Raw genomic sequence first — 22718 nt, 5'->3', positions numbered from 1 at the left:
AGAGACCGAAAACCCTGTTGATTAGACACACTTAACCCTGAGGTTGACCATAATAAAATGACGAAGCTTGTCCTTTATGTAGTGCACGCATGACTTCAATCCCTTTAATTGTGGCATAAGCCGTCTTCATAGATTTGAATCTTAAAGTAGCCTTGATAATCCACTTTAGCTTGCCATGATCACATTCAATTAAATTGTTCTTATATTTAATTTGTCGATGTTCAAGGGCGATTGGGCATTTTCCTTCTCGCTTTAACCGTGATAAAGCGTGGCCATAGGTCGCTGCTTTATCTGTATTGATAACACGTGGAATCTGCCATTTTTTCAACGTATTGAAAATCTTTCCTAGAAAACAATAGGCCGATTTACTGTTCCGTCGAGCGGAAAGGTAAAAGTCAATCGTATGACCACATTGATCAACTGCACGATACAGGTAAGACCATCGCCCATTTACTTTGATATAAGTTTCATCCATATGCCATGAATGTAAATCTGTAGGATTACGCCAATACCAGCGTAACCGTTTTTTCCATTTCTGGAGTGTAATGCTGAACCCAACGATAAATTGTGGTGTGATCAACATTCACACCTTGTTCAGCAAGCATTTCTTGAAGTTCAAGATAACTAATACCGTATTTACAGTACCAACTGTACAGCCCAAAGAATGATTTCGTCACGAAAATGCCGACCATGAAATGGATTCATCAACTGTATCTCTGACAAACAAGATATTTAGCTTAGCATGTCAGGCTATTTGCAACAGTGCCACCTCTACTATGTCAATGTAGAGGTGGCAGAAAAACTATAACGTTATGAAAAAACTTATCGTTTTGGCCAAGTCACTGTATCGGCATAATTTTTTAAAACAAATTCACGCGTATCCTCTGCAATAAAGGCCTGTTTCACGATTTCTACTTCAGCTCTCTGCGCAGCGTTGCTATTGGATACAAGGACGCTGTCATAGTCTTGGTTATCTTGTTCAAGAAAAATCGAATCACGTTTGGGTATCAGGTCAGCGTGAATCGTATATGCACCGGCCATAATTGCTAAGTCGGCATCTTTAAAGCTAACAGGTACCAATGCGTGTTCAACTTCTAAAAAACGTAATTTTTTTGGGTTGGCAACAATATCTTTTAAGCTGGTTTTTGCACCAGTATTTGGTTTTAACTCAATCAGTTTTGCACGTGCCAATAAATTGAGCGCACGTCCACCATTTGAAGGATCTGATGGAATTACGATTTTAGCTTTATCTGGAAGATCATTAATATTTTTATATTTAGGTGAATATGCCCCGAACATGCCATTAAACGTCGAGGCAATCGCGACTAAATCCCAATTATTTAATTCTTTTGCTGACTGCATATAATAGTTATGCTGGAAATAGTTTAAATCAGCTTCATTTTCTGCCACTGATTTATTTGGAATCAAGCCATCATTGGCGTATTTAATTTTCAATTCAATATTCTGATTTTTGACCTTATCCCTTACATATTCAACAACTTGTGGATATGGAGGATTATCACGGGTAAGTAATGTAACGACTTTAGTTTCACTATGAGCAGTCGAAGCTGTTTTATCTTGTTTAGAGCAGCCTGATATGCCAAAACCAATTGATGTAGCAAAAGCAGCAAGCAATACATGTTTAAATTTCATAGGTATTCCATTATATACGCGGTTGTTTTAAATAGCGTCTTAAATTGCAATTCAGCTTAAATAACATGACTGGGTTAGAAGTAGCCGATATTTGGTACAGTTTTTTTATTGACTAAAATATCACCCAATACTTTAGCTTTCAGACTGACCGAGTTGTGCGTTGATAGCGTACGGATATTGCGCCAGTGACGATCATTGAATGTATCGCGCCCCATCGCGGAAGCCCCAATGACTTCAAACATCAGATTGGCAGCTTTGAGTGCGAGCGGGTCAATTGCGACTTTTACTTTCGCTGTATCTGCCGCGGCCTGCTGCAGCACGACATCATAGCTCGGAAGGTCTACATGCTGGATCACACGATCTAGTGAGCGGGCTGCCCGTAAAACAGCATTTTCAACGATAAAAGAAATAGACGAAATTTCCCCCGCTTTTTCTAGAAAAAGCGGTTCATCACGCGCTTGTTCAGCATTGCCATAGCTGAACGTTCGACCACGACTGGCCAGCAGCACAGCAGTGCGATCTTCTACAGCTTTGGTTTGGCCTGCAATAATGGCTTGAATGTACAGCTGTGCAAAGGGCTTATTCACTAAGCCCTTTTGTTTAGGCCAACGGATTTCATCTTCGTAAATGGCAACATTGTTAAATAATGTGGTGCCACTGGCCGTATTCCGCTGGCCAATGCCAAGCCAGTCATCAAAAATTTCTACGCCTTCACGGTTTGTCGGCACAACCACATGACATAAAGAATCTAGGTGACTTTGTGCCCAGACCAATACGTAGTCAGCATGCAAGGTACCGGTAGTGAAATATTTTTTCCCATTTAAAAATAGTTGGCCATTTTTATTTAGAAGATGGGTGATGAGCTTACCGTTGCCAACATTATGTGAAGAGGGTTCAGCTAACGCATTAGTCACCATTTTTCCACTGGCAATACGCTCAAACCATTTTTCACGGTATGTCGGGTCGGGATGTCTCAATACCTCTTCAGTAAACTGAAAATGCGAATGGAAAATATGCGCCACATCAGAATCTGCGCGGCCTAGCTCAATAATCACGGCAAACAGTTCTTCAATGCTGAGGGCTTGACCACCATATTGTTTTGGTAGGCGAAGTGCGCCTAATTTCTTTGTTTTTATATATTGAATGATCTGGGTTGGTGGTTGTTCAGCGTTAGCATCACGCAGTTCTAAGTCAGCTTTTACTGCATCAATCAATGCAATAAACTCTGGACATTGGTGGTAGGGAAGTTGTGTATTTGACAGCTCTTTAACTTTAATATTCATAATACTAGACGTCCTATACGCTTACTGTTTTTCCCAAGTGACTGTGCCTGAGTAATTTTTCAGTACGAAATCACGAGTATCATCTGCAGTAAATGCATCTTTAATGAGTTGAACTTCGGCTTTTTGTTGTGACTTAGAATTTGCCACCAGAACCGCATCGTAATTGTGATTATTTTCTTCCAAATACAGGGCATCGTGCTTTGGCACAAGGTTAGCGTGGGCTGTATAGGCACCATCCATAATTGCTATATCTGAATCTTGGTAACTCACTGGTACCAATGCATGCTCTACTTCAATAATCTTTAATTTTTTGGGATTAGCTGTAATATCTTTGACACTGGTTTTTGCACCGGTATTGGGTTTAAGCGTAATTAAACCGACTAAGGCCAGAAGATTTAACGCTCGCCCCCCATTGGATGGGTCAGACGGAATCACCACTTTAGCGCCATCCGGCACATCTTTTAAATGTTTATATTTCGGTGAATACGCGCCAAAAATACTGTTAAATGTGGTTCCGATCGCGTTTAGATCCCAATTGTTCAGTTCTTTTGCAGACTGCATATAGGTTCTGTGTTGAAAATAATTCAGATCAGTTTCATGTTCAGATACTGATTTGTTAGGAATCAACCCATCATTAGCATACTTAATCCGCAGTTCAATATTCTGATGCTTCACTTTATCTCTTACAAATTCCGCAATTTGTGGGAAAGGTGGATTGTCACGCGTGAGTAAAGTCACGACTTTAATCGCTTCAGCCTCTGCTTTGGTTTTGTCCTGTTTTGCACAGCTTGTCATGCCTAAACCAACAGATCCACTCAATACTGCCGCCAATGTATATTTAAATGTCATATATAAATTAATCCCTTAAATTAAATCCGTTTATCTAAACGCTTCACAAAATAGTTGCCCGTAAATTGAATCATCTGAACAATGAAAATAATAATCAGCACAGTGAAAATCAGAATGTCTGTTTCAAAACGATGAAAACCATACCTGATAGCAAAGTCGCCAATACCACCACCACCGACAATTCCAACAATCGTGGAATAAGAAAAATAACTCACCGTCACAATTGTGATTGCGTTAACAATCGCCGCACGTGCTTCTGAAAACAGTACTTTATGCACAATTTGAAATTTAGTTGCGCCCATTGCTTGTGCTGCTTCAATGACCCCGCGGTTGACCTCTAATAATGCAGCTTCGACGAAACGAGCAAAATAAGGGATGCAACTGATGGTCATTGGAACAATCGCTGCTGTGGTACCAATTGATGTTCCAACAATTAAACGCGTTAACGGAATAATAGAGATTGCGAGAATTAAAAAAGGGAAAGAACGTATGAAGTTCACCAGCGCATTTAAAACACCATTTAGCAACTTATTGCTAGAAATTGAGCCATCACGAGTTAAATACAGTGCAGTGCCTACGATTCCACCAAAAATAATGCCCAATAAAATGGTGACAGACAGCATATAAAAAGTTTCGCCCAGCGCAGTTTGAATTTCAGGCCAAACCCCGATTACTTTGTCGTACATATTAGGACGCCTCTTTTAAGCTGGTACTAATGTCACTAAGGAGTAATTTAGAAATAATAGATTTCACCGGTTGCTGGATGGGCTGGGTGAGGTCAAATTCTTCAATGACTTGACCCTGTTCCATGACCGCTACACGGTTACAGATTTTATGTACCAGTTGCATTTCATGCGTCACAATCACTATCGTGATGTCAAACTGTTGATTGATTTTAGACAGGTAATGCAAAATAGATTCTTTAGTTTGTGGGTCTACTGCAGAAGTTGGCTCATCGCAGAGTAGGATTTTTGGCTGCGTTACAATGGCGCGGGCAATTGCGACACGCTGTTTTTGACCACCGCTGAGTTGACTTGGATAAGCGTCTTTTTTGTCTAACAGATCGACAATTTTCAGACACTCTAGAGCACGTTGATGACGTTCGGATTTTGGCACTCCTGAAAACTCTAAAGGGAGTTCAATATTTTCTAAAGCAGTACGGTTGGTCAGCAAATTAAAATGCTGAAAGATCATGCCGATGAATTTGCGCTGCTCGAGCAATTGCTTTTTTGACAATTGTAGAAGTGATACCCCTTCAATTTTAATATCGCCACTATGAGGATGTTCTAGCAGGTTAATCATGCGTAATAATGTGGATTTTCCTGCACCACTAAAACCGATAATGCCAAATACATCACCTTGATGGATATTTAAACTGACATCGGAGACAGCCGTAAATTGACTCTCCTTTTGTACAAATATTTTAGTGAGATTCTGCAGCTGTATCATGGTTTATTCTCTATGTTAGCTCAGCATCATTGATGCAGTCGTCTGTATGTAGCTCAACATAAATGAGAATTTAATATGTTTTAAATAGGTATTTTTAATAAAATTATATAAAAATAATGAATACTACATTTAAGATCTATCTTTATATGTCATTAATAGATAATACATATTAATTATTTTGATGCATTTAGAATAATAGTGAATGATTTTAAATAATATTTATAGTTAAATTAGTATGTTGTCGGTATCCCTTGAATCAACTTCTCTAATGTATTGATTGGAATAACAACATCATTTTTAATATTTTATAGATAAAATATAACTTATTCTAAATTTTATCTTTTCATATGAATTTTATTCACTTCGCTTTAAATGCAAGAGATTCTAGAATCCGCAAAAAATAAGTACCGATTAATTGATGGATAAGCATTTGTTTTTCAACTTTTTTATTACAATTGGATCTGAATATTTGACGTTAATTTGTAGCATAGCCAGTTGAAAGATTTACTTTAGCGAATCAATTTGGGTGAATAGGCGTTCGATGGGTTGGGTTAGATGCTAAACACCCGTCATCGAGTATTTTTTTGTTTAGAAGCTCTGTTTGGCATGAATGCAGAGAAGACTGATATTTTTCCATAATGCATCTTAAATTCACATAGAATAAGCTTCTGAATTTTTGAGTAAATTCGATAGCCCATAAGATATGAGCGATTCAAATATCCAATTAGATTTCAATCCGGCAACTGTGCGACGCGATGATGACGAGGTTAAATTTCCAATGAAGATTGAAGACATTCATGCTTTTATTACTTTTGTTAAATTGCAATCGACGCGTCTGACTGCTCAACAATTAGGGATTACACAGCCTGCAGTAACACGTCGCATCCAAAGCCTTGAACAAGACTGTTCAGTACAACTGTTTGACCGAAATACGCGTCCTTTAAAATTAACCGCAAATGGACGAGACATCTATGAACAGTGCTGTATTATCGCGCAAGAGTTCAATCGATTGAAGCAGATGATTGCTTTACAACGTGCAGATGCAACACACCTCAGAATAGGAATTCCAAATAGCCTGTCAGAGTCTGGTATTTTTGGAATGATACAAGAGCTTGAAAAAGACTTTCCATCTGCAAAAATTGAAATCAGTACAGGATGGGGCAAGGAATTATTATCTAAATTAGCGCAAGATGAACTTGATGGCGTCATTTCTACCGCAAAAGAACACAGTGCTTTTCCAAAAGATTATGCGCTGAAAATGATGGGTACCTTACATATTCGGCCTGTAGTATCAAAAACTTTAAGCAGATCGGGTATTTCAACATGGCAAGACTTGCAGGATTTAGGCTGGATTTTAAACAACGAAGGATGTGGATTCAGAGAATTTTTAACTGAAGAATTAGAAAAACAGCATAATCAGCTCAATTTAAAGATTGAAGTCACTGGCGTTAGAATTCAGTTGGATTTAGTACAACAGGGCGTTGGTGCTGGTTTCTTAGCACGGGAATTAATCTCTCAAACGCCGCATTTTCAACAATTATCCATGATCGATACTGAAGAACTCAATCTAGATGTCATTGTTTACAATGCACGTCGGGAAAACCTGAGCCATGCACAAACTGAATTATTTGATGTCATTATGCAACAGTTTAACCAGACATTGAATTTATCCTAATCTCAATCCCTTTTCTATGCGTTAAATTAATATTAGTTTATGATAAATATTTATTTAACACATACTAATTTATAAATTACAGTTGTTTCAAGTTCAAAAAATATTTTGGTTATTGAAATGACAATTCAAATTTTAGGCATGATTGGCCACCGTCTAGCTTCGGAAACAATTCCAGCGCAAGGCCCCGTATTTAATCCAGATTATGTTGCAAATTTTGCTAAGGCACATGAGGATGCTGGTTTTGATCAGGTATTGATTGGTCAGTGGTCAGATCAGCCCGATGGCTTTATTGTGGCTGCTCACGCAGGTGCAAACACTTCGACATTAAAGTTTTTATTAGCGCATCGCCCCGGTTTTATCGCACCAACGTTGGCTGCACGTAAGTATGCAACTCTGGATCATTTACTTAAAGGTCGTTTAGCCATTCACGTGATTACCGGGGGAAGTGATCCAGAACAGCAGCGTGATGGTGACTTTTTAACCAAAGCTGAACGCTATGCCCGTACAAAAGAATTTTTAGACATCGCTAAGCTTTCTTGGTACAGCGATACACCTTTCCAGTACAGCGGTAAATATTATCAAGTGAAAGATGGCTTCTCAGAAATCAAACCGTATCAATCGCATTTGCCAGTGTACTTCGGAGGTTCGTCTCAAGAAGCACTCAATGTAGCAGCTGAACATGCAAACGTGTTTGCACTTTGGGGGGAGCCTTTAGCTGGCGCTGAAGAGCTTATAAAAAACATTCGAACAAATACACTCAATATTGAGCGTAAAAAGCCACTTGATTTTAATATCTCTTTCCGGCCAATTATTGCAGATACACAAGAACAAGCTTGGGAAAAAGCACAAGATATTTACCGTCTCACACGTGAGCAAATTGAAAATCGTGGTCTGCGTACAGATCGGCAAAGTGCTCAAAGTGCAGGCGCCCAGCGCTTGGTCGATTTAGCCTCACAAGAGGTCCATGACACCAATTTATGGACGGGCATTTCAACATTAGTGCATGGCAACCATAACTCTACGGCCTTAGTGGGCACACCAGAGCAAGTCGCAGAATCTATTGCAGAATATTATAAGCTCGGTATTAACAGCGTATTAATTCGTGGTTTTGACCCATTAAACGATGTCATTGAATACGGCAAAGTACTACTGCCGAGTATCCGTCATAAAACCGCCGAACTCGATCAATTCAATAAAATAGCTTAGGCCCGACTGAAACAATATTAAAAAGTGTGATTGAAATGAAAAAAATATTATTAGGCATGATTAGTGCTGTTTCAATAAGTTTAACGGCCTGTAATAAACCGGCTGAAAATACACAAGAACTGAGTAGCACTAAAAATTTAGCACAAATTGAACTCAAAATAGGCGATCAAAAAGGCAACATGCGTGCCCAGCTAGAAGCTTCCCAACTTCTAGAGGGTATCGATTATAAAATTTCATGGTATGAGTTCCCAGCAGCAGCACCAGTGGCTGAGGCATTAAACGCGACTGCGATTGATATTGGTTATCTTGGGGATGCACCCTTTATTTTCGCAAATGCAAATGGAGGCCATACGCGTGCAATTGCGGTTAACCGCTATGATCCATACGCAGTGGCTTTACTGGTGCCTAAAGATAGTCCGATTAAATCCATTCAGGATATTAAAGGAAAAACAGTGACCGCCAATAAGGGCTCAATTGGTCAGCTGGTGACACTGCGTGCTGTAGAGCGTGCTGGCTTGAAAGCATCTGATGTGCATTTTAAATTTTTGCCACCCGCAGATGGCAAACTTGCAGTTGCAAATGGCAATGTCGATGTATGGGCAGTTTGGGACCCATATACTGCCTATGCTGAAATCATCGATGGTTTTCGCATCATTGAAAATGGACGTGGATTATATTCAGGTTTTACATTTCTTGCCGCGACAGAGCAAGCATTAAATCATCAGCAAAAGCGTGCAGCGATTCAGGACTTTATCTACAGACTTGAAGAATCACAGCAATGGGTCAATAAAAATTATCAATCATTTGGTAAAGAACTTGCGAAAATCACCGGAATTCCAGAAGAACCAGCCACATTGGCGTTTAAACGAAAAAATGCCACATGGACCAGTATTACTGATGATGTGATTACGACATCGCAAGAAACAGCAGATTTCTATCATCTACACCAACTCTTGAATCAGAAAATTGATGTAAGCGGTCTGTTTGACCGTGAGTTTAAGACAAAACAGGTCGGAAATTGAGATGGCTGAGCATCTGAACGCTTTAACACTAGTCATTAATGCTATTCAACAGGGCTTGGTAGAACAACTGGATGAGCAAACCTTAATTCAGCGCTTTACACCTGAGTTTAAAAAGCTCCTCAAGGATGCGCACTGGCTTAAACCCGAGTTTAAAAAACCACATCCAGAATATTATCAACAATATCTGTTGTATCTAGATCCTGAAGAACGTTTTTCTATTGTCAGCTTTGTTTGGGGGGGAGGTCAAAAAACCCCCATCCATAACCATGAAGTTTGGGGTGCCATTGGGGTACTTGCAGGCGCAGAAATTTCTACCCCTTATACCCGTGATGAGGCTAGCTTACATGCAGCTGCTCAAGGCGATTATCTCGGGGTGGGAGATATCGACTGGTTTACACCGACTACGGGAGATATTCATGCGGTTCAAAATGCCTTTGAGGATCAGGTCTCAATCAGCATCCATATTTATGGTGCAAATATAGGCAAAGTTGAGCGCTTTACCTATCAACTAGATGGTACAGCTAAACCATTTATTTCTGGCTATTCGAATATTTAAAGAGTGATGTTAAAAAAATGAAAACGATCGGTTATCAAGAAGTTCGTGAAAAATTGCTGGCTGGCGAGGAAATTGCCATTGTAGATTTAAGAGAAGAGCATATTTTCGCCCAAAATCATCCATTATTTGCGAGCAATATTTCGTTATCACGTCTCGAAATTGAAATTTATAACCGTATTCCTCGTCTAGATACACCAATAGTAATTTATGATGATGGCGATGGTCGTGTTGAGCGCGCCTATACCAAACTCAGAGAATATTGTTATAGCAACATTGCTGTGCTAGACGGTGGCGTGGCAGCATGGCAACGTGATGGTGGCGAATTATTCATTGATGTCAACTCTGCGAGCAAAGCATTTGGTGAGTTTGTCGAGCATCATAAAGGGACACCATCTCTGAGCGCAGAGGAACTCAAAGCAAAAATTGACGCTCAAGAAAATATCGTTATTTTAGATGCGCGACGTTTTGATGAATATCAGACGATGAGTATCCCTACGGGGATGAGTGTTCCCGGTGCTGAATTGGTTCTGCGAGCACCTTCATTGATTAAAGATGAAAACACCCAAATTATCGTAAATTGTGCTGGCCGTACGCGTAGTATTATTGGCACTCAGTCACTCATTAATGCCAACTTGCCGCATGAGATTTTTGCATTACGAAATGGAACGATTGGCTGGACACTTGCTGGACAACCACTTGAACATGGTCAGCAACGTTCATTCTCAGATCTTGATACTCAGATCGATGAACAGGTAAAACAAAATGCTGCACAATTAGCAAAACGAGCAGGTGTAAAGCAAATCAATTTCATTGACTTACAGAATCTACAGGCACAGCAAGATAAAACCACCTATATTTTTGATGTACGTACCGAACAGGAATATGCAGCAGGGCATTTACCTGCTAGTCGTTGGGTAGCAGGTGGCCAACTGGTACAGGAAACTGACCATTATGCTGCAGTGCGTGGCGCTCGGATTGTTTTAGTTGATGATCAACTTGTTCGAGCTTATATGACTGGTTCTTGGTTAGCACAAATGAATTGGAATGTTTATGTGCTCGCAGATGATTTTGCGCAAGTTTTGGTCGAAACTGGAGGATGGAAACCAGCTACACCACAGATTGATGTTGATTTGTTTATTTCTCCAGATGAGTTGCAGCAACTTTCAACAACACAAAATATTGTGATTTGGGATTTCACAACTGCGGCGAACTATAAGAAGGGACATATACCACATGCACAGTGGGTATTGAAAGCAGATGTGTCTAAACTGATCCAGCAGCCCGCGTTTACAAGTCTAGATGCTATTGTGGTCACTTGTGGCTCAAGCTTACTTGCTCAATATGCTGTGCCAGAAATCAAAACTCAACTCAAATCTGGTCAAAAAGTGTATATCTTGAAAGGCGGTAATGCTGCATGGGCGCAGGCTGGTCTGCCATTATCTCAAGAACTAGAATTACTTTCTGAAGAGATAGACCGTTATAAACGTCCTTATGAAGGTACAGATATTTCGAAAAAGGCGATGCAAGCTTATCTAGACTGGGAGTTTGGTTTAGTAAATCAGCTTAAAAATGATGGCACACATGGATTCTTTGTAATATAAGATTTATTAAAATTATTCAAAAGATTAAGCATTCTAAGCCAGGAAACGTATTTCTATATTTCTTGGCTTAATTAATATTAGACTCATTTAATTGATAATTAAATATGGCTTTGTTGCATAAAGGTTTGAAAGACAGAGCTATCCTAAATGACTCGAATTTAGGCACTGTTGCAAATAGGGATCTGAGTCGATGATTTTCCCTTCAAAAAAGCTTAGAGACCGAAAACTCTATTTACTAGCCACACTTCTCCTTGAGGATTATCTTTATAAAATATTGAAGCTTATCCTTTACGAAATGCACGCATAACTTCAATACCTTTAATTGTAGCATAAGCCGTTTTCATAGACTTGAATCCCAACGTAGCCTTGATGATCCGTTTGAGCTTGCCATGATCACATTCAATCACGTTATTCTTGTATTTAATCTGTCGATGCTCAAGGTCTTGAGGACACTTTCCTTCCTGTTTTAGTCGCGACAAAGCACAGCCATAGGTATGGGCCTTATCAGTGTTTATGACTCGTGGAATCTGCCATTTTTTGACATGATTCAAAATCTTACCAAGAAAACAATAAGCTGAATGGGTATTTCATCTAGCAGAAAGATAGAAATCAAGAGTGTGGCCACGTTGGTCAACTGCACGGTATAGATATGCCCATTTTCCATTCAGTTTTACGTAAGTTTCATCCAGATGCCATGAATGTCGATCTGTAGGATTACGCCAATACCAACGTAAACGTTTTTCCATTTCAGGAGCATAACGCTGGACTCAACGATAAATCGTGGTGTGATCGACATTTACTCCTCGTTCAGCGAGCATTTCCTGAAGTTCGCGATAGCTGATGCCATATTTGCAGTACCAACGGACGGCCCAAAGAATGATTTCACCCTGAAAATGACGACCATGGAAAGCACTCATCTGCTGATCCGTTAGCTAAAAGATAATCTAGCTTAACATTAGTCTCTATTTGCAACAGTGCCAGATTTGGTCACTGAAGTAGATAAACTGGTTAAAAGAGGGATTGCCATTCAGTTTGTAAAAGAAAATATTACTTTTACGGCTCAATCCACCCCGATGGATAATTTGATGCTGCAACTCATGGGTGCTTTTGCACAATTCGAACGTAAGATCATTTTAGAGCGACAAAAGGAAGGAATTAAACTAGCCTCTGCTCAAGGGAAGTACAAAGGCCGGGTACATAAATTGAATTCTGCTCAGGCTGATGCTTTACGCCAAGCATGGAAGGAAGGGCAGTATCCTTCAAAAATGGCATTAGGCCAAGCATTTGGAATTAGTCGTCAGGCAGTATATCGGTATTTAAATGCCGGCGAGTAACTTAATAGAAATTGGCGCCTATAATTAGTTTATAAAAATGTTATACGATATTAGACTTTAAATAGTGTGGCTATATGGGGGCTACACGAATTTCTAATATAAGAATAAAAAAAGCAGCTTTTAATGCTGCTTTTTTTATTCTTATATTTTGAAGTATTGTTGAACTTAGAAAGTTAGAGTATATGTAGCAGATAGCCTATTTTCTAAATAATCTTTGGATGTACTATTTTTATAATCTGCGATAAGCCAACTGAGACTAAATCCTTTTAGTTTGGACTGAGAAAATTCATAGTTCAAAATAAAATCTAACTCTTTTTCAATACCATCATTTCCTGTTGCGGTTTTAATATTGTCACCGTAGTAATAACGTAGTGTTGATTTTAGACCATTGAAGGGTGTTTCTTTAAAATCGTAATCATAGCGAATTTGCCAAGAATGTTCATCTTGTTGCATATAGGTGCCCACAGACCAATTGGCTAAATACAGTTGTGGAACCCAATTGGCTAAAAGTGGAAATTTCGTATCGCCACTCATATGTTTATAACCAGCACCAAAGGTATGGTTACCGTAAGTCAGCATGTGAATCGTGGCTAAAGCTAAACTATCGATATTTCCCTCTAATGAATCGCCTGAATCATAGGTATCAAACAGGTAGAAGTTAGATTTAAGGCGTAAATTTTCATTAAAAGCATGACGATATTCATAACTTAGAAAATGTTGATTATAAATATTCTCTAAATCGGCAAAAAAGTATCTGAATTGTTGATCTTTATAATCATAGTCAGCTCCGATAAAATTAAGTGCATCAGTTTTGGCCTTGGTTGTACCATTGCTGAGTTGAAATTTCGAGTAATCTTCAGCATTACGACCACTGACTTTAGTTAGGCGACCAGCAGTAATTTTTGTATTTTTAATATCGGTAGACTCTATCATTCCGCCTAGGAAAGTCGTCGGTAGCTGCATAGCTACATCAGTATGAACAATTGGTAATTTGGGAGTGAATTCACCAATTTTTAGTTCAGTATTTGAATATTTAAGTTTAATTGCACCCCCCAATTTTAATTGGTCTTGTGCCTGTTTATGATCATACTCATCATACGGCATGACGTTATCTACAATATCTTTTGCTGGACTTAAACGATAAGCATAACGAGCTGATAAATCTAAGCCCATTTGAATAGGTGTGTCGGTATATCCAGAATTAACAAATAAGCTGACAGCTTGAGACCAGTTACTTAAGTCCGTGGTTTGATCACTATAATCTCGATCGAAGTAAAAGTTTTTTAAATAGATTTGTCCTTTGGTATCTTCAATAAAAGCTGCTTGGGTTGCAGAATTTAGGCAAGCAAAGGCCATTATCGCTAATACGAGATTTTGAATTTTCATCATTCTATCCTTATGATTTTCCCCTTAATACCTTTTAAGGGGAGTGGTTTTTTAATTTATTTTGTCTTAGTTTTATGCTGACCTGGTTTGCTCAACACAAGTAGCATCGATTAGCGGAGCCTCGGTCAAGGCTTGTAACTCTTTAAAACTTATTCCATCCACTTTTTCAGTGACGACTAGGCCTTGTTTAGTCACATCAATCACGCAAAGGTCGGTATAGATTCGATCTACACAATGTTTTCCAGTTACAGGATAAGTTAAGGATTTAACAATTTTTGCAGCACCAGTTTTGGTCGTATGATCCATGGTGACGAAAACTTTCTTTGCTCCTACAGCTAAATCCATGGCACCACCGACAGCTGGAATAGCATCAGCTTCCCCTGTGTGCCAATTGGCTAAGTCTCCATTTTCAGCCACTTGAAAAGCGCCCAAAACACATATATCCAGATGTCCACCACGCATGATGGCAAAAGAATCCCCATGATGGAAAAAGCTTCCGCCAGTGAGCATGGTGACAGATTCTTTGCCAGCATTAATTAGATCTGGATCTTCTGAACCTGCTTCCGGAGCAGGGCCAAAGGCCAATAAGCCATTTTCAGAATGTAGAAAAATTTCTTTATCATTGGGTAGATAATTTGAAATCTTAGTAGGTAAACCAATGCCTAAGTTTACATAGGCGCCATCAGGAATATCCTGTGCAACACGTGCTGCAATCTGATCACGAGAAAGTTTGCTATAGCTCATTGTTAACCTGCGTTGCTAAGTTCTACAGGATTTAGCTGTACAACATGTTGTACAAATATTCCTGGTGTGATGATGTGTTCTGGGTCTAAAGCACCCAATTCAACAATTTCATTCACTTGTGCGATTGTGACTTCGGCTGCCATTGCCATGATGGGACCAAAATTACGCGCAGATTTGTTGTAAACTAAATTACCCCAACGGTCCCCTTTATGCGCTTTGATTAAAGCAAAATCTGCTTTAATCGGATGCTCTAGAACATAGTCTTTCCCATCAATTTCACGGGTTTCTTTGCCTTCAGCCAGCAAGGTTCCAAATCCAGTGGGGGTGAAAATAGCCCCAAGACCCATACCTGCAGCTTGAATTCGACAAGCTAAATTTCCTTGTGGAACCAATTCAAGTTCCACTTTTCCTGCATGATACAGCTCATCAAATACATAAGAATCAGCTTGGCGGGGGAAGGAGCAGACCATTCTTTTGACTTGTCCTGCTTTGAGCAATTTGGCAAGTCCATAATCGCCATTACCAGCATTATTACAAACAATTGTGAGATCTTTTACACCGGTTTCGATGAGAACATCAATTAACTCTGCTGGCTGTCCAGCGGTACCGAATCCACTAATTAAAATGGTCGAACCATCTTTGATGTTTTGCATTAAATCCACAATTGATGTTGTGATTTTAGTCATTGATATAAATTCCGTTTTCTAAGTTTTTTCTCTGTTGATTTCTCTTCAGTGCAAAACTCAACATGATGACAGCTCCAATAAACATTAAAGTACTGCCGTAAAGCATGCCTGTTGCAAATGATTGAGTTAGATCTTTTAAGAAGCCGATTAAGAATGAGCTAACAATGGTTGCTGAATTACCAACAGCATTAATAAACGCAATCCCTAAGAATTTGGCACTGTTATCAAGGCTTTCATCAGCAAAAGCCCAGAAAATGCCCATGGTACTGAAACCTGCCATACATGCTAGACATAGGCCAATCAGTTGCAGACTTCCTATCTGAAGATATGCTGCCATGAGCCAACCTATACCGCCTAAAAGCATTGGAATAAAGGTATGCCAATAGCGTTCTTGTTTTTTATCGGAATGACTGCATAGAAAAAATAGGGCAAAAATAGTGACGAGATGAGGTATTGCAACAACAATACCAGTCATTACAGTACTAGCATTAGGTAAAGCGGTTGAAACAATTTGAGGCACCCATATATTGATCATGCCACACGTGGTTACGATACAAAAATAGACTAATGCACAGCGGATAACGGAAGAGTTAATAAAAGAGAACGAGCTACTTTTTACCGTGGATTTAGATTTTTCATTTGTCTGCTCTTTTTCAAGCGCATTTATGAGAATATTTTTTTCATCCTCATTCAGCCATTTGGCATCTTTAGGCGTATTTGGAAGTTTAGCAAAAACAATAAAACCTAGAATTATACATGGTAAGCCTTCCAACAAAAATACCCATTGCCATCCTGATAGCCCCTGAAAGTCATGCATATTTAAAATGAAACCAGTAACCACAGAGCCAAACATCGCAGTAAATGGCATAGCTAACATAAAGATTGCATTTGCTCTAGAACGATGGCTAGAGGGGAACCACTGGGTTAAATACAGTAGCATGCCAGGCATAAAACCTGCTTCAGCAATACCCACAATCGCTCGAATGATGTATAGCGATTTTTCATCTGTAGCAAAGGCAGTACAACTTGATGCAACCCCCCAAACAATAATGATGAATCCAATCCAAATTCGAGTACCTAATTTTCGCAACGCCAAGTTGCTTGGCATACCAAAACAAATATAAAAGATATAAAAAATGGTATTAGCCAGGCCAAAGCTTAATGCAGTTAGACCTAAGTCTGCACTAAGTTGTTTGCCAACAAAACCGATATTAATTCTATCTAGAAAAGAAAAAATAAATAAAATTAAGAGAAAGTAGAGCAATTTTTTATGAACTTTTTTTATGACAAAATTTAGTTTTTCCTGGTCTTGCTTACCATGTGTATTAAAAGATGCATTATTTTGATTTGATTCCATCGTTTCTTCCTTTGAACACAATATGGAATAGGCGAATAAATCGCCTAGTTAGAGTTAAATTATTGCTAAATCGTATAGGTTTGCAGCCTTCATTAAGTCTTCTAAAGTTTTTCGGTTATTGGCTTGCCCAAATATATATCGATCGGGACGTACCAAAATGGCAATAGCCTGATTATCTTCAAGCCATTGTTTAGGTTGGGTAGAGTCAGCAATTAAGGTCACCAGATGTTCTATATGATCGAGATTAAGATCATCGATAAGATGTTTAAATTCCGGGTGAATAAATAGTGCATTTTGATAACCAACAATTTCATCACTTAGCTGATCATTTATAAGTAGAAACTGAGGTGAAATCTGCCCGCTTAACTTATCTCCAGTTATATAAAATCCTTGTCCAAGCTGTGGTGTCGGGGTGATAAAGTTTTTCAGTTGATTCACTTGTTGTTGGAATTCAGCATCTTCACAATAATTTTGAATAATTTTTCCGAAATTAACTGCACCATTAACAAATTCTGTGACATGTGAAAGACGTTCAGAATAATAGCTTTCAATTAAGCCAAGGTTGTTGTGTTGAATTGATTCATTTAGCTTCCATGCCAAGTTTGCAGCATCACGGATACCTGCTGCCATACCTTGGCCCATAAAGGGTGGAGTTTGATGAGCAGCATCACCAGCAATGATTAACCGATTTTTACACCATTTTTTTGCGATAAGTGCATGAAATGTATAAACAGCAGAACGTTCGATAATTGCATCTTCTGGACGAATATATTTTTCCAAAAGCTTCCAGATACTTTCAGCTGTAGCAAGTTGCTGTACATCATCTTCTGGCATGACCATGATTTCCCAACGTCGGCGCATGCCTGTACCTTTGATATAACTCATTGGACGTTTTGGGTCACAGAGTTGGATACTATAATCACCCATGTCATTGGTACTATTCTGGGCAATAAAATCGACAACCAGCCATTTGCTATGTAAGTCTAAATCTTCAAATGTTGTCCCAATCAAACGACGTACTAATGAGCGAGCACCATCACACCCCACCACAAATTTTGCTTGAGCTTGGTGAAGCGTGCCATTGGCTAAGTTTTCATAATGGATTGTACAAGCATTTGCATGCTCATCAATTTTAAACACTTCATGGCGTAATTTAAGATCCAGCAAATTATGGTCATGAATTTTAGCGCGTAAGACAGCTTCTAAATCTGGTTGATGGATTCGATATGCTGAGCTCCATTGATGGATACCTTTAGTAGTAGGTCGCTCCCAAGTAATTAATAAATTACCTTCAGCATCTTCGAACTTCATACCTGGACCAGGTGCAATTTCTTCAAGAAGTTTTTCAGTGATGCCAATGGTTTGGAAAACACGCATACATTCAGCATCAAAACGAATAGCACGTGGAAGTTGTAAAATGGCAGGCTCACGTTCAATAACGAGAACTTCTAATCCCATTTTAATCAATAAGTTTGCTAATGTGACTCCAGTAGGACCGTAGCCTACAATTGCAATATCATAATTTTTTTGTAAATCCATTTTCGATTTCCTTTACGATTATTGGGGCTTTTTAAATTCATTTAAAAAGCCCCATTTCTTATTTATCCATCATTTTTAATAACGTTCTTAAGTACTCCAACTTTATCCACTTCAATTTCAACAACATCACCTTCTTTAAGCAAAAGAGGTGGGGTACGTTTTAAACCAATACCACCTGGTGTACCGCTGACAATCACATCACCTGCACTGAGTGGGGTAAACGTTGAGATGTAGTTAATTAAAGATGGAATATCGTGAATTAACTGTGTGGTGAGTGCACGCTGTACTTCTTGTCCATTAACACGAGTAATTAAAGTCATCGTTTCATTTGCTTTGATTTCATCACTTGTTACTAACCACGGACCAAAGCCACCAGTCTGGAAGAAATTTTTACCTGGGCCCCATTGCGAAGTATGTCGTTGCCAATCACGTACTGAACCATCGTTGTAGCACGAGTAACCAGCGATATGATCCCACGCGTTTTCTTTTGAAATACGACGACCACCTTTACCAATCACAATGGCAATCTCACCTTCATAGTCAAATTGCTCACCTTCAACAGGTCTTAATAGGGGTTGGTTGTGGCCGACTTGTGATGGTGCCAAGCGCATAAAGATCATTGGTTTTTCAGTAATTTCACGTTGAGTTTCTTTTACATGTTCACCATAGTTCAAACCGATACAGAAAATTTGACCTGGATTAGGAATCACGGGTTCAAATTGAATATCTGTTAAAGCGTAATCACTTTCAGTATTTTCAATCGACTGAATCGTTTCAGCTAAATTTTCTACTGCAAGTAAGCTTTTTAAATCTTCAAATTTGCCATTTAATTTCTTTTTTAAATCAATGACAGAGTCATTTTTGATTAAACCGAAAGATTGTTCGCCATTTACGCTAAAACTTAATAATTTCATAAGGGTCGTCCTTGGTGGGTTTAAAATAATTATCAATAATCGATAAAGATTGACACAATAATTCCAAAGATATAATGTTGTGTCAACACTTTTATCAATTATTGAGAAAAATATGAAAGGACTCAGCTTTAGCCATATTGGAATATATGTGAAAGATCTTGAAAAAATGGAAGATTTTTACACTAAGGTTTTAAATTTTTTTGTGACGGATCGGGGTGATCTCGATACATCACGAGGTAAAGTGCAACTCGTGTTTTTAAGTCGTGATCCGAAAACACATCATCAAATTGTGTTGGCAAGTGGACGTCCAGAAGAAAATATTTTTAATCCAATAAATCAAATATCTTTAGAAGCAGATTCTTTAGAAACCTTGCAAGAATTATTTTTGAATTTTAAAGCATTGAATGTCCCAAATATTGATGCTATTACCCATGGCAATGCAATCTCATTCTATGCACCAGATCCTGAGGGAAATCGCTTAGAATTATTTATCGATACCCCGTGGTATGTTTCACAACCAATGAAAGTTCCCTTAGATTTGACATTAGATACTCAAACAATCATGAATATTGTGGAAGGTCATGCTAGGGAACTACCAGGTTTTTGCCCAAGAGTGGAGTGGGAAGGTAGAATGCAACAATTAATGTCAGCTAGCTAAATCGAGGAAAAGAATGTCTACATCCAACAATATGTTGCAAATTTTGACGTTATTCACAATAGAACAACCTGTTTTGGATGCAGACACCATTTGTGAAAAATTAGAATTTTCAAAGCCTACAGGTTACCGATATATTAAAGACTTGGTCGTACATGGTCTTTTGGAACGTCTGTATGGGGGACAATACACTTTAGGTCCACGTATTTCAGTAATGGATTATATTGCCCAACGCTCTAATCCCATTATTCAATTAAGTATTCCGGTAATGAAAGATATTGTGGAACAGACTGAATTCAATTGCTGTTTAACACAATTTCATGAAGACTATTGTTTGGATATTTATCATGAAAGTTGTAAGGAAACGACTTTATTAGCATATGGACGGGGACGACCAAGACCTGCTTATGCGGGTGCAGCACCAAAAGTTATCCTCGCCCATACCGCTACGAAAATTCAAAAATCAATTTTTCAAAAATATAATGAGCAATTTCTTACATCTGATTTTGCGCAAGATGAAGCGACGTTTATTCAAAAGCTGAATGAAATTAAAAAGCAAGGCTATTACTTTTCAAAGGGTGAATTGGAATCGCATTTAGGTGCCATTTCGGTCCCAATCATTTATTCAAATAGAGCTTTTCCAATCTCACTCAGTATTGTGGGGTCAGTAAAACGTTTTAATCTTATAAATATTGAAACTATTGTCGATATATTGAGTCAATCTGCAAAATTTATTGAAAGTGAATTCAAGAAAATAGATTCAGATTAATGATAAGAGGTGTGCTTTGATTACAGTTTGGGGACGTCCAGATTCCACCAATGTCCGTAAAGTTATTTGGTGTTTGCATGAATTAAATTTACCATTTGAGCATATTTTGGCAGGTGGTCAATATGGGTTGATTACAAGTAGTGAATACTTAAATATGAATCCTAATGCTTTAGTACCATGTTTAAAAGATAATAACTTTTTACTTTGGGAGTCAAATACAATTCTCCGATTTCTAGTAGAGAAATACGGAAAGCAATCAATTTATTTATCTGATATAGAAATTCGCTACTCTGCTGAAAAATGGATGGATTGGTGTTTGAGTACTCTTGTTCCAAATTTTAGAACCATCATGTTGCAACTCAAGCTTCCAAAAGATCAACAAAATGTAGATGTATTATCCAACGCAATTTTGGTATTTGAGCAAAAATTAGAATTGCTAAATGAACATCTTAAATATAACAAGATGATTGCAGGAGAAGATTTTTCAGTGGCTGACATAGCATTGGGAAGTTATTTTCATAGCTGGAATAAAATCAAGGTGAAAAAAAATCATAATTTTCCCACAATAGAACGGTGGTATGCAGCATTAATCAGTCGTGATGCTTTTAAAAATATAATCCCAGCGGAAGATTGATTTTTAGACAAAAGTATTAATTACGTTATCAACAAAATCTACATAATTTTTAAATTTATCTTTATTAAATCCCTAGCTAAAGGAAGGCTAAATGTTAAATGCATATATATATGATGGATTAAGATCTGCTTTTGGAAAACATGGAGGAGTCCTTGCAAAAGTTCGCCCTGATGATTTGGCTGCTTTAGTCATTAAAGCTTTGATTGAAAAAAATAATTTATCTAAAGATTCTATTGATGATGTGATTTTCGGAAATTCGAACCAAGCAGGTGAGGACAGCCGTAATATTGCACGTCATGCAGTATTACTTGCAGGTTTAGATGTTAAGACACCTGCTCAAACAGTGAATCGTTTATGTGCGAGTGGCTTGGCTGCTGTGATTGATTCTGCTCGTGCAATTACTTGTGGTGAAGGTGATATTTATATTGCGGGTGGTGTAGAAAGTATGTCACGTGCTCCCTTTGTTATGGGGAAGTCAGAGCAAGCTTTCTCTCGTGATATAAAAGTATTTGATACAACTATTGGCGCACGCTTTTCAAATCCTCAGATCGAATCTTCCTTTGGTGATGACACAATGCCTAAAACAGGGGATAACGTTGCTCATGAATTTGGCATTACTCGTCAGCAAGCTGATGAATTTGCATTAGCATCTCAACATAAATATCAAAAAGCTAAAGAAGCAGGATTTTTTGATGAAGAAATTACTCCCATACAAATTAATCAAGGAAAGAAGCTTCCTCATGTGGATTTAATTGAAGATGAACATCCACTGTTTGAACAGTCAAATTGAATCATTGACTAAACTAAAATCCTTGTTCGAAGGTGGTGTTGTAACAGCGGGGAATGCCTCTGGGATAAACGATGGTGCGGTTGCCCTTATTATTGGATCAAAAGATGCTGAAAAAATTATCGGTCGTAAACCTATCGCAAAAATCCTAGCTTCTGCTGCAATGGGAATTGAACCACGCATTATGGGTGCAGGTCCAATTGAAGCCATAAAACTTGCACTAAAACGTGCAGAGTTGAGCCTAGATGAAATGGATATTATTGAAATTAATGAAGCTTTTGCTTCTCAAGTATTATCCTGTTTAAAAGGTCTAAATGTAGATTTTAAAGATTCACGTGTAAATCCAAATGGTGGCGCAATTGCTTTGGGACATCCACTTGGTGCTTCAGGTGCCCGTTTGACTCTCACAGTTGCACGTGAATTACAACGTAGTCAAAAAAAATATGCTGTTATTAGTTTGTGTATTGGTGTTGGTCAAGGATTGGCAATGGTGATTGAACGTATATAAAAAATACTTAATCACGTAAGAATGTGTAGCCTGAACAGATTTTTAAGTTAGGTAGGCTTTGTCGCCTAATAATTTGATGCAATGCATCTTGGTTTCCACCAAACTTCGACG

The 22718-nt window shown here is 38.4% G+C and carries 19 protein-coding genes and 4 pseudogenes; 10 read left to right on the top strand and 13 right to left on the bottom strand.

The window, feature by feature from the left end; translation table 11 throughout:
* Positions 1 to 31 precede the first annotated feature (31 nt).
* From E0H80_RS01110 to E0H80_RS01085, 6 genes and pseudogenes are all read right to left on the bottom strand, one after another.
* Positions 32 to 705: pseudogene (locus E0H80_RS01110) on the bottom strand (IS6 family transposase).
* Between the two features lie 117 nt (positions 706 to 822).
* The gene (locus E0H80_RS01105) at positions 823 to 1653 is read right to left on the bottom strand and encodes a MetQ/NlpA family ABC transporter substrate-binding protein (protein WP_067868003.1); all 831 of its coding nucleotides are present in this window, start codon (positions 1651 to 1653) and stop codon (positions 823 to 825) included.
* Positions 1654 to 1727: 74 nt separating this feature from the next.
* Positions 1728 to 2936 (bottom strand): acyl-CoA dehydrogenase family protein, encoded by a 1209-nt coding sequence (locus E0H80_RS01100; protein ID WP_131362409.1) that lies wholly within the window; start codon positions 2934 to 2936, stop codon positions 1728 to 1730.
* Between the two features lie 21 nt (positions 2937 to 2957).
* Entirely contained in the window at positions 2958 to 3785 is an 828-nt protein-coding gene (locus tag E0H80_RS01095; protein ID WP_131362407.1) for a MetQ/NlpA family ABC transporter substrate-binding protein, read from the bottom strand.
* A 20-nt stretch (positions 3786 to 3805) separates the two neighbouring features.
* Positions 3806 to 4471: a methionine ABC transporter permease gene (locus E0H80_RS01090; protein ID WP_067867997.1), complete on the bottom strand. Its 666-nt coding sequence runs from the start codon at positions 4469 to 4471 to the stop codon at positions 3806 to 3808.
* Position 4472: 1 nt separating this feature from the next.
* Positions 4473 to 5234, bottom strand: a complete 762-nt coding sequence (locus E0H80_RS01085) for a methionine ABC transporter ATP-binding protein (protein WP_131362405.1) — start codon at positions 5232 to 5234, stop codon at positions 4473 to 4475.
* A gap of 703 nt (positions 5235 to 5937) precedes the next feature.
* Here E0H80_RS01085 and E0H80_RS01080 point away from each other — a divergent pair.
* The 5 genes from E0H80_RS01080 to E0H80_RS01060 all read left to right on the top strand — a co-directional run bounded on the left by E0H80_RS01080 (position 5938) and on the right by E0H80_RS01060 (position 11294).
* Entirely contained in the window at positions 5938 to 6909 is a 972-nt protein-coding gene (locus tag E0H80_RS01080) for a LysR family transcriptional regulator (RefSeq protein ID WP_067867990.1), read from the top strand.
* A 117-nt stretch (positions 6910 to 7026) separates the two neighbouring features.
* Positions 7027 to 8115 (top strand): LLM class flavin-dependent oxidoreductase, encoded by a 1089-nt coding sequence (locus E0H80_RS01075; protein WP_067867979.1) that lies wholly within the window; start codon positions 7027 to 7029, stop codon positions 8113 to 8115.
* A gap of 35 nt (positions 8116 to 8150) precedes the next feature.
* Positions 8151 to 9137: an ABC transporter substrate-binding protein gene (locus E0H80_RS01070; RefSeq protein ID WP_212838729.1), complete on the top strand. Its 987-nt coding sequence runs from the start codon at positions 8151 to 8153 to the stop codon at positions 9135 to 9137.
* Between the two features lies 1 nt (position 9138).
* Complete coding sequence (locus E0H80_RS01065) at positions 9139 to 9693, top strand: cysteine dioxygenase (RefSeq protein WP_067867976.1); 555 nt, start codon at positions 9139 to 9141, stop codon at positions 9691 to 9693.
* Positions 9694 to 9710: 17 nt separating this feature from the next.
* Complete coding sequence (locus E0H80_RS01060) at positions 9711 to 11294, top strand: rhodanese-like domain-containing protein (protein WP_131362403.1); 1584 nt, start codon at positions 9711 to 9713, stop codon at positions 11292 to 11294.
* A 212-nt stretch (positions 11295 to 11506) separates the two neighbouring features.
* On the opposite strand, the pseudogene E0H80_RS01055 reads toward E0H80_RS01060, so the two are convergent.
* A pseudogene (locus E0H80_RS01055) lies at positions 11507 to 12211 on the bottom strand (IS6 family transposase).
* 54 nt (positions 12212 to 12265) lie between these two features.
* Between E0H80_RS01055 and E0H80_RS01045 the strand changes: the two are divergent.
* Positions 12266 to 12628, top strand: a pseudogene (locus E0H80_RS01045) (recombinase family protein); the annotation flags it as partial.
* Positions 12629 to 12793: 165 nt separating this feature from the next.
* Here the strand turns inward: E0H80_RS01045 and E0H80_RS01040 are convergent.
* The 6 genes from E0H80_RS01040 to E0H80_RS01015 form a co-directional block, all read right to left on the bottom strand.
* On the bottom strand, positions 12794 to 14014 hold the full coding sequence (locus E0H80_RS01040; RefSeq protein ID WP_131362401.1) for an OprD family outer membrane porin: 1221 nt from the start codon (positions 14012 to 14014) through the stop codon (positions 12794 to 12796).
* Positions 14015 to 14086: 72 nt separating this feature from the next.
* The gene (locus tag E0H80_RS01035) at positions 14087 to 14758 is read right to left on the bottom strand and encodes a 3-oxoacid CoA-transferase subunit B (protein WP_067867965.1); all 672 of its coding nucleotides are present in this window, start codon (positions 14756 to 14758) and stop codon (positions 14087 to 14089) included.
* A gap of 2 nt (positions 14759 to 14760) precedes the next feature.
* Positions 14761 to 15444 carry a 3-oxoacid CoA-transferase subunit A gene (locus E0H80_RS01030; RefSeq protein ID WP_067867963.1) on the bottom strand — a complete coding sequence of 228 codons (684 nt, stop codon included), beginning with the start codon at positions 15442 to 15444 and terminating at the stop codon, positions 14761 to 14763.
* On the bottom strand, positions 15437 to 16801 hold the full coding sequence (locus tag E0H80_RS01025) for an MFS transporter (protein ID WP_067867960.1): 1365 nt from the start codon (positions 16799 to 16801) through the stop codon (positions 15437 to 15439). Before E0H80_RS01025 ends, E0H80_RS01030 begins: the two co-directional genes overlap by 8 nt.
* A 54-nt stretch (positions 16802 to 16855) precedes the next feature.
* Complete coding sequence (locus tag E0H80_RS01020; protein WP_067867957.1) at positions 16856 to 18340, bottom strand: bifunctional 3-(3-hydroxy-phenyl)propionate/3-hydroxycinnamic acid hydroxylase; 1485 nt, start codon at positions 18338 to 18340, stop codon at positions 16856 to 16858.
* A gap of 62 nt (positions 18341 to 18402) precedes the next feature.
* Positions 18403 to 19254 (bottom strand): fumarylacetoacetate hydrolase family protein, encoded by an 852-nt coding sequence (locus E0H80_RS01015; RefSeq protein WP_067867955.1) that lies wholly within the window; start codon positions 19252 to 19254, stop codon positions 18403 to 18405.
* 79 nt (positions 19255 to 19333) lie between these two features.
* On the opposite strand from E0H80_RS01015, the gene E0H80_RS01010 reads away from it, so the two are divergent.
* The 4 genes and pseudogenes from E0H80_RS01010 (at position 19334) to E0H80_RS00995 (ending at position 22607) form a co-directional block, all read left to right on the top strand.
* Positions 19334 to 19912 carry a VOC family protein gene (locus tag E0H80_RS01010; protein WP_228259925.1) on the top strand — a complete coding sequence of 193 codons (579 nt, stop codon included), beginning with the start codon at positions 19334 to 19336 and terminating at the stop codon, positions 19910 to 19912.
* A gap of 13 nt (positions 19913 to 19925) precedes the next feature.
* On the top strand, positions 19926 to 20678 hold the full coding sequence (locus E0H80_RS01005) for an IclR family transcriptional regulator (RefSeq protein ID WP_067867949.1): 753 nt from the start codon (positions 19926 to 19928) through the stop codon (positions 20676 to 20678).
* Positions 20679 to 20694: 16 nt separating this feature from the next.
* Complete coding sequence (locus E0H80_RS01000) at positions 20695 to 21312, top strand: glutathione S-transferase family protein (RefSeq protein ID WP_067867947.1); 618 nt, start codon at positions 20695 to 20697, stop codon at positions 21310 to 21312.
* A gap of 91 nt (positions 21313 to 21403) precedes the next feature.
* Positions 21404 to 22607, top strand: a pseudogene (locus E0H80_RS00995) (3-oxoadipyl-CoA thiolase).
* Positions 22608 to 22718: the final 111 nt, after the last annotated feature.

The organism is Acinetobacter sp. ANC 4779 (assembly GCF_004331055.1).
In the GTDB taxonomy this organism is placed as follows: Bacteria; Pseudomonadota; Gammaproteobacteria; order Pseudomonadales; family Moraxellaceae; genus Acinetobacter.
The sequence above is the reverse complement of the archived record's forward strand: the minus strand, read 5'-3'. Positions and strand labels throughout refer to the sequence as shown.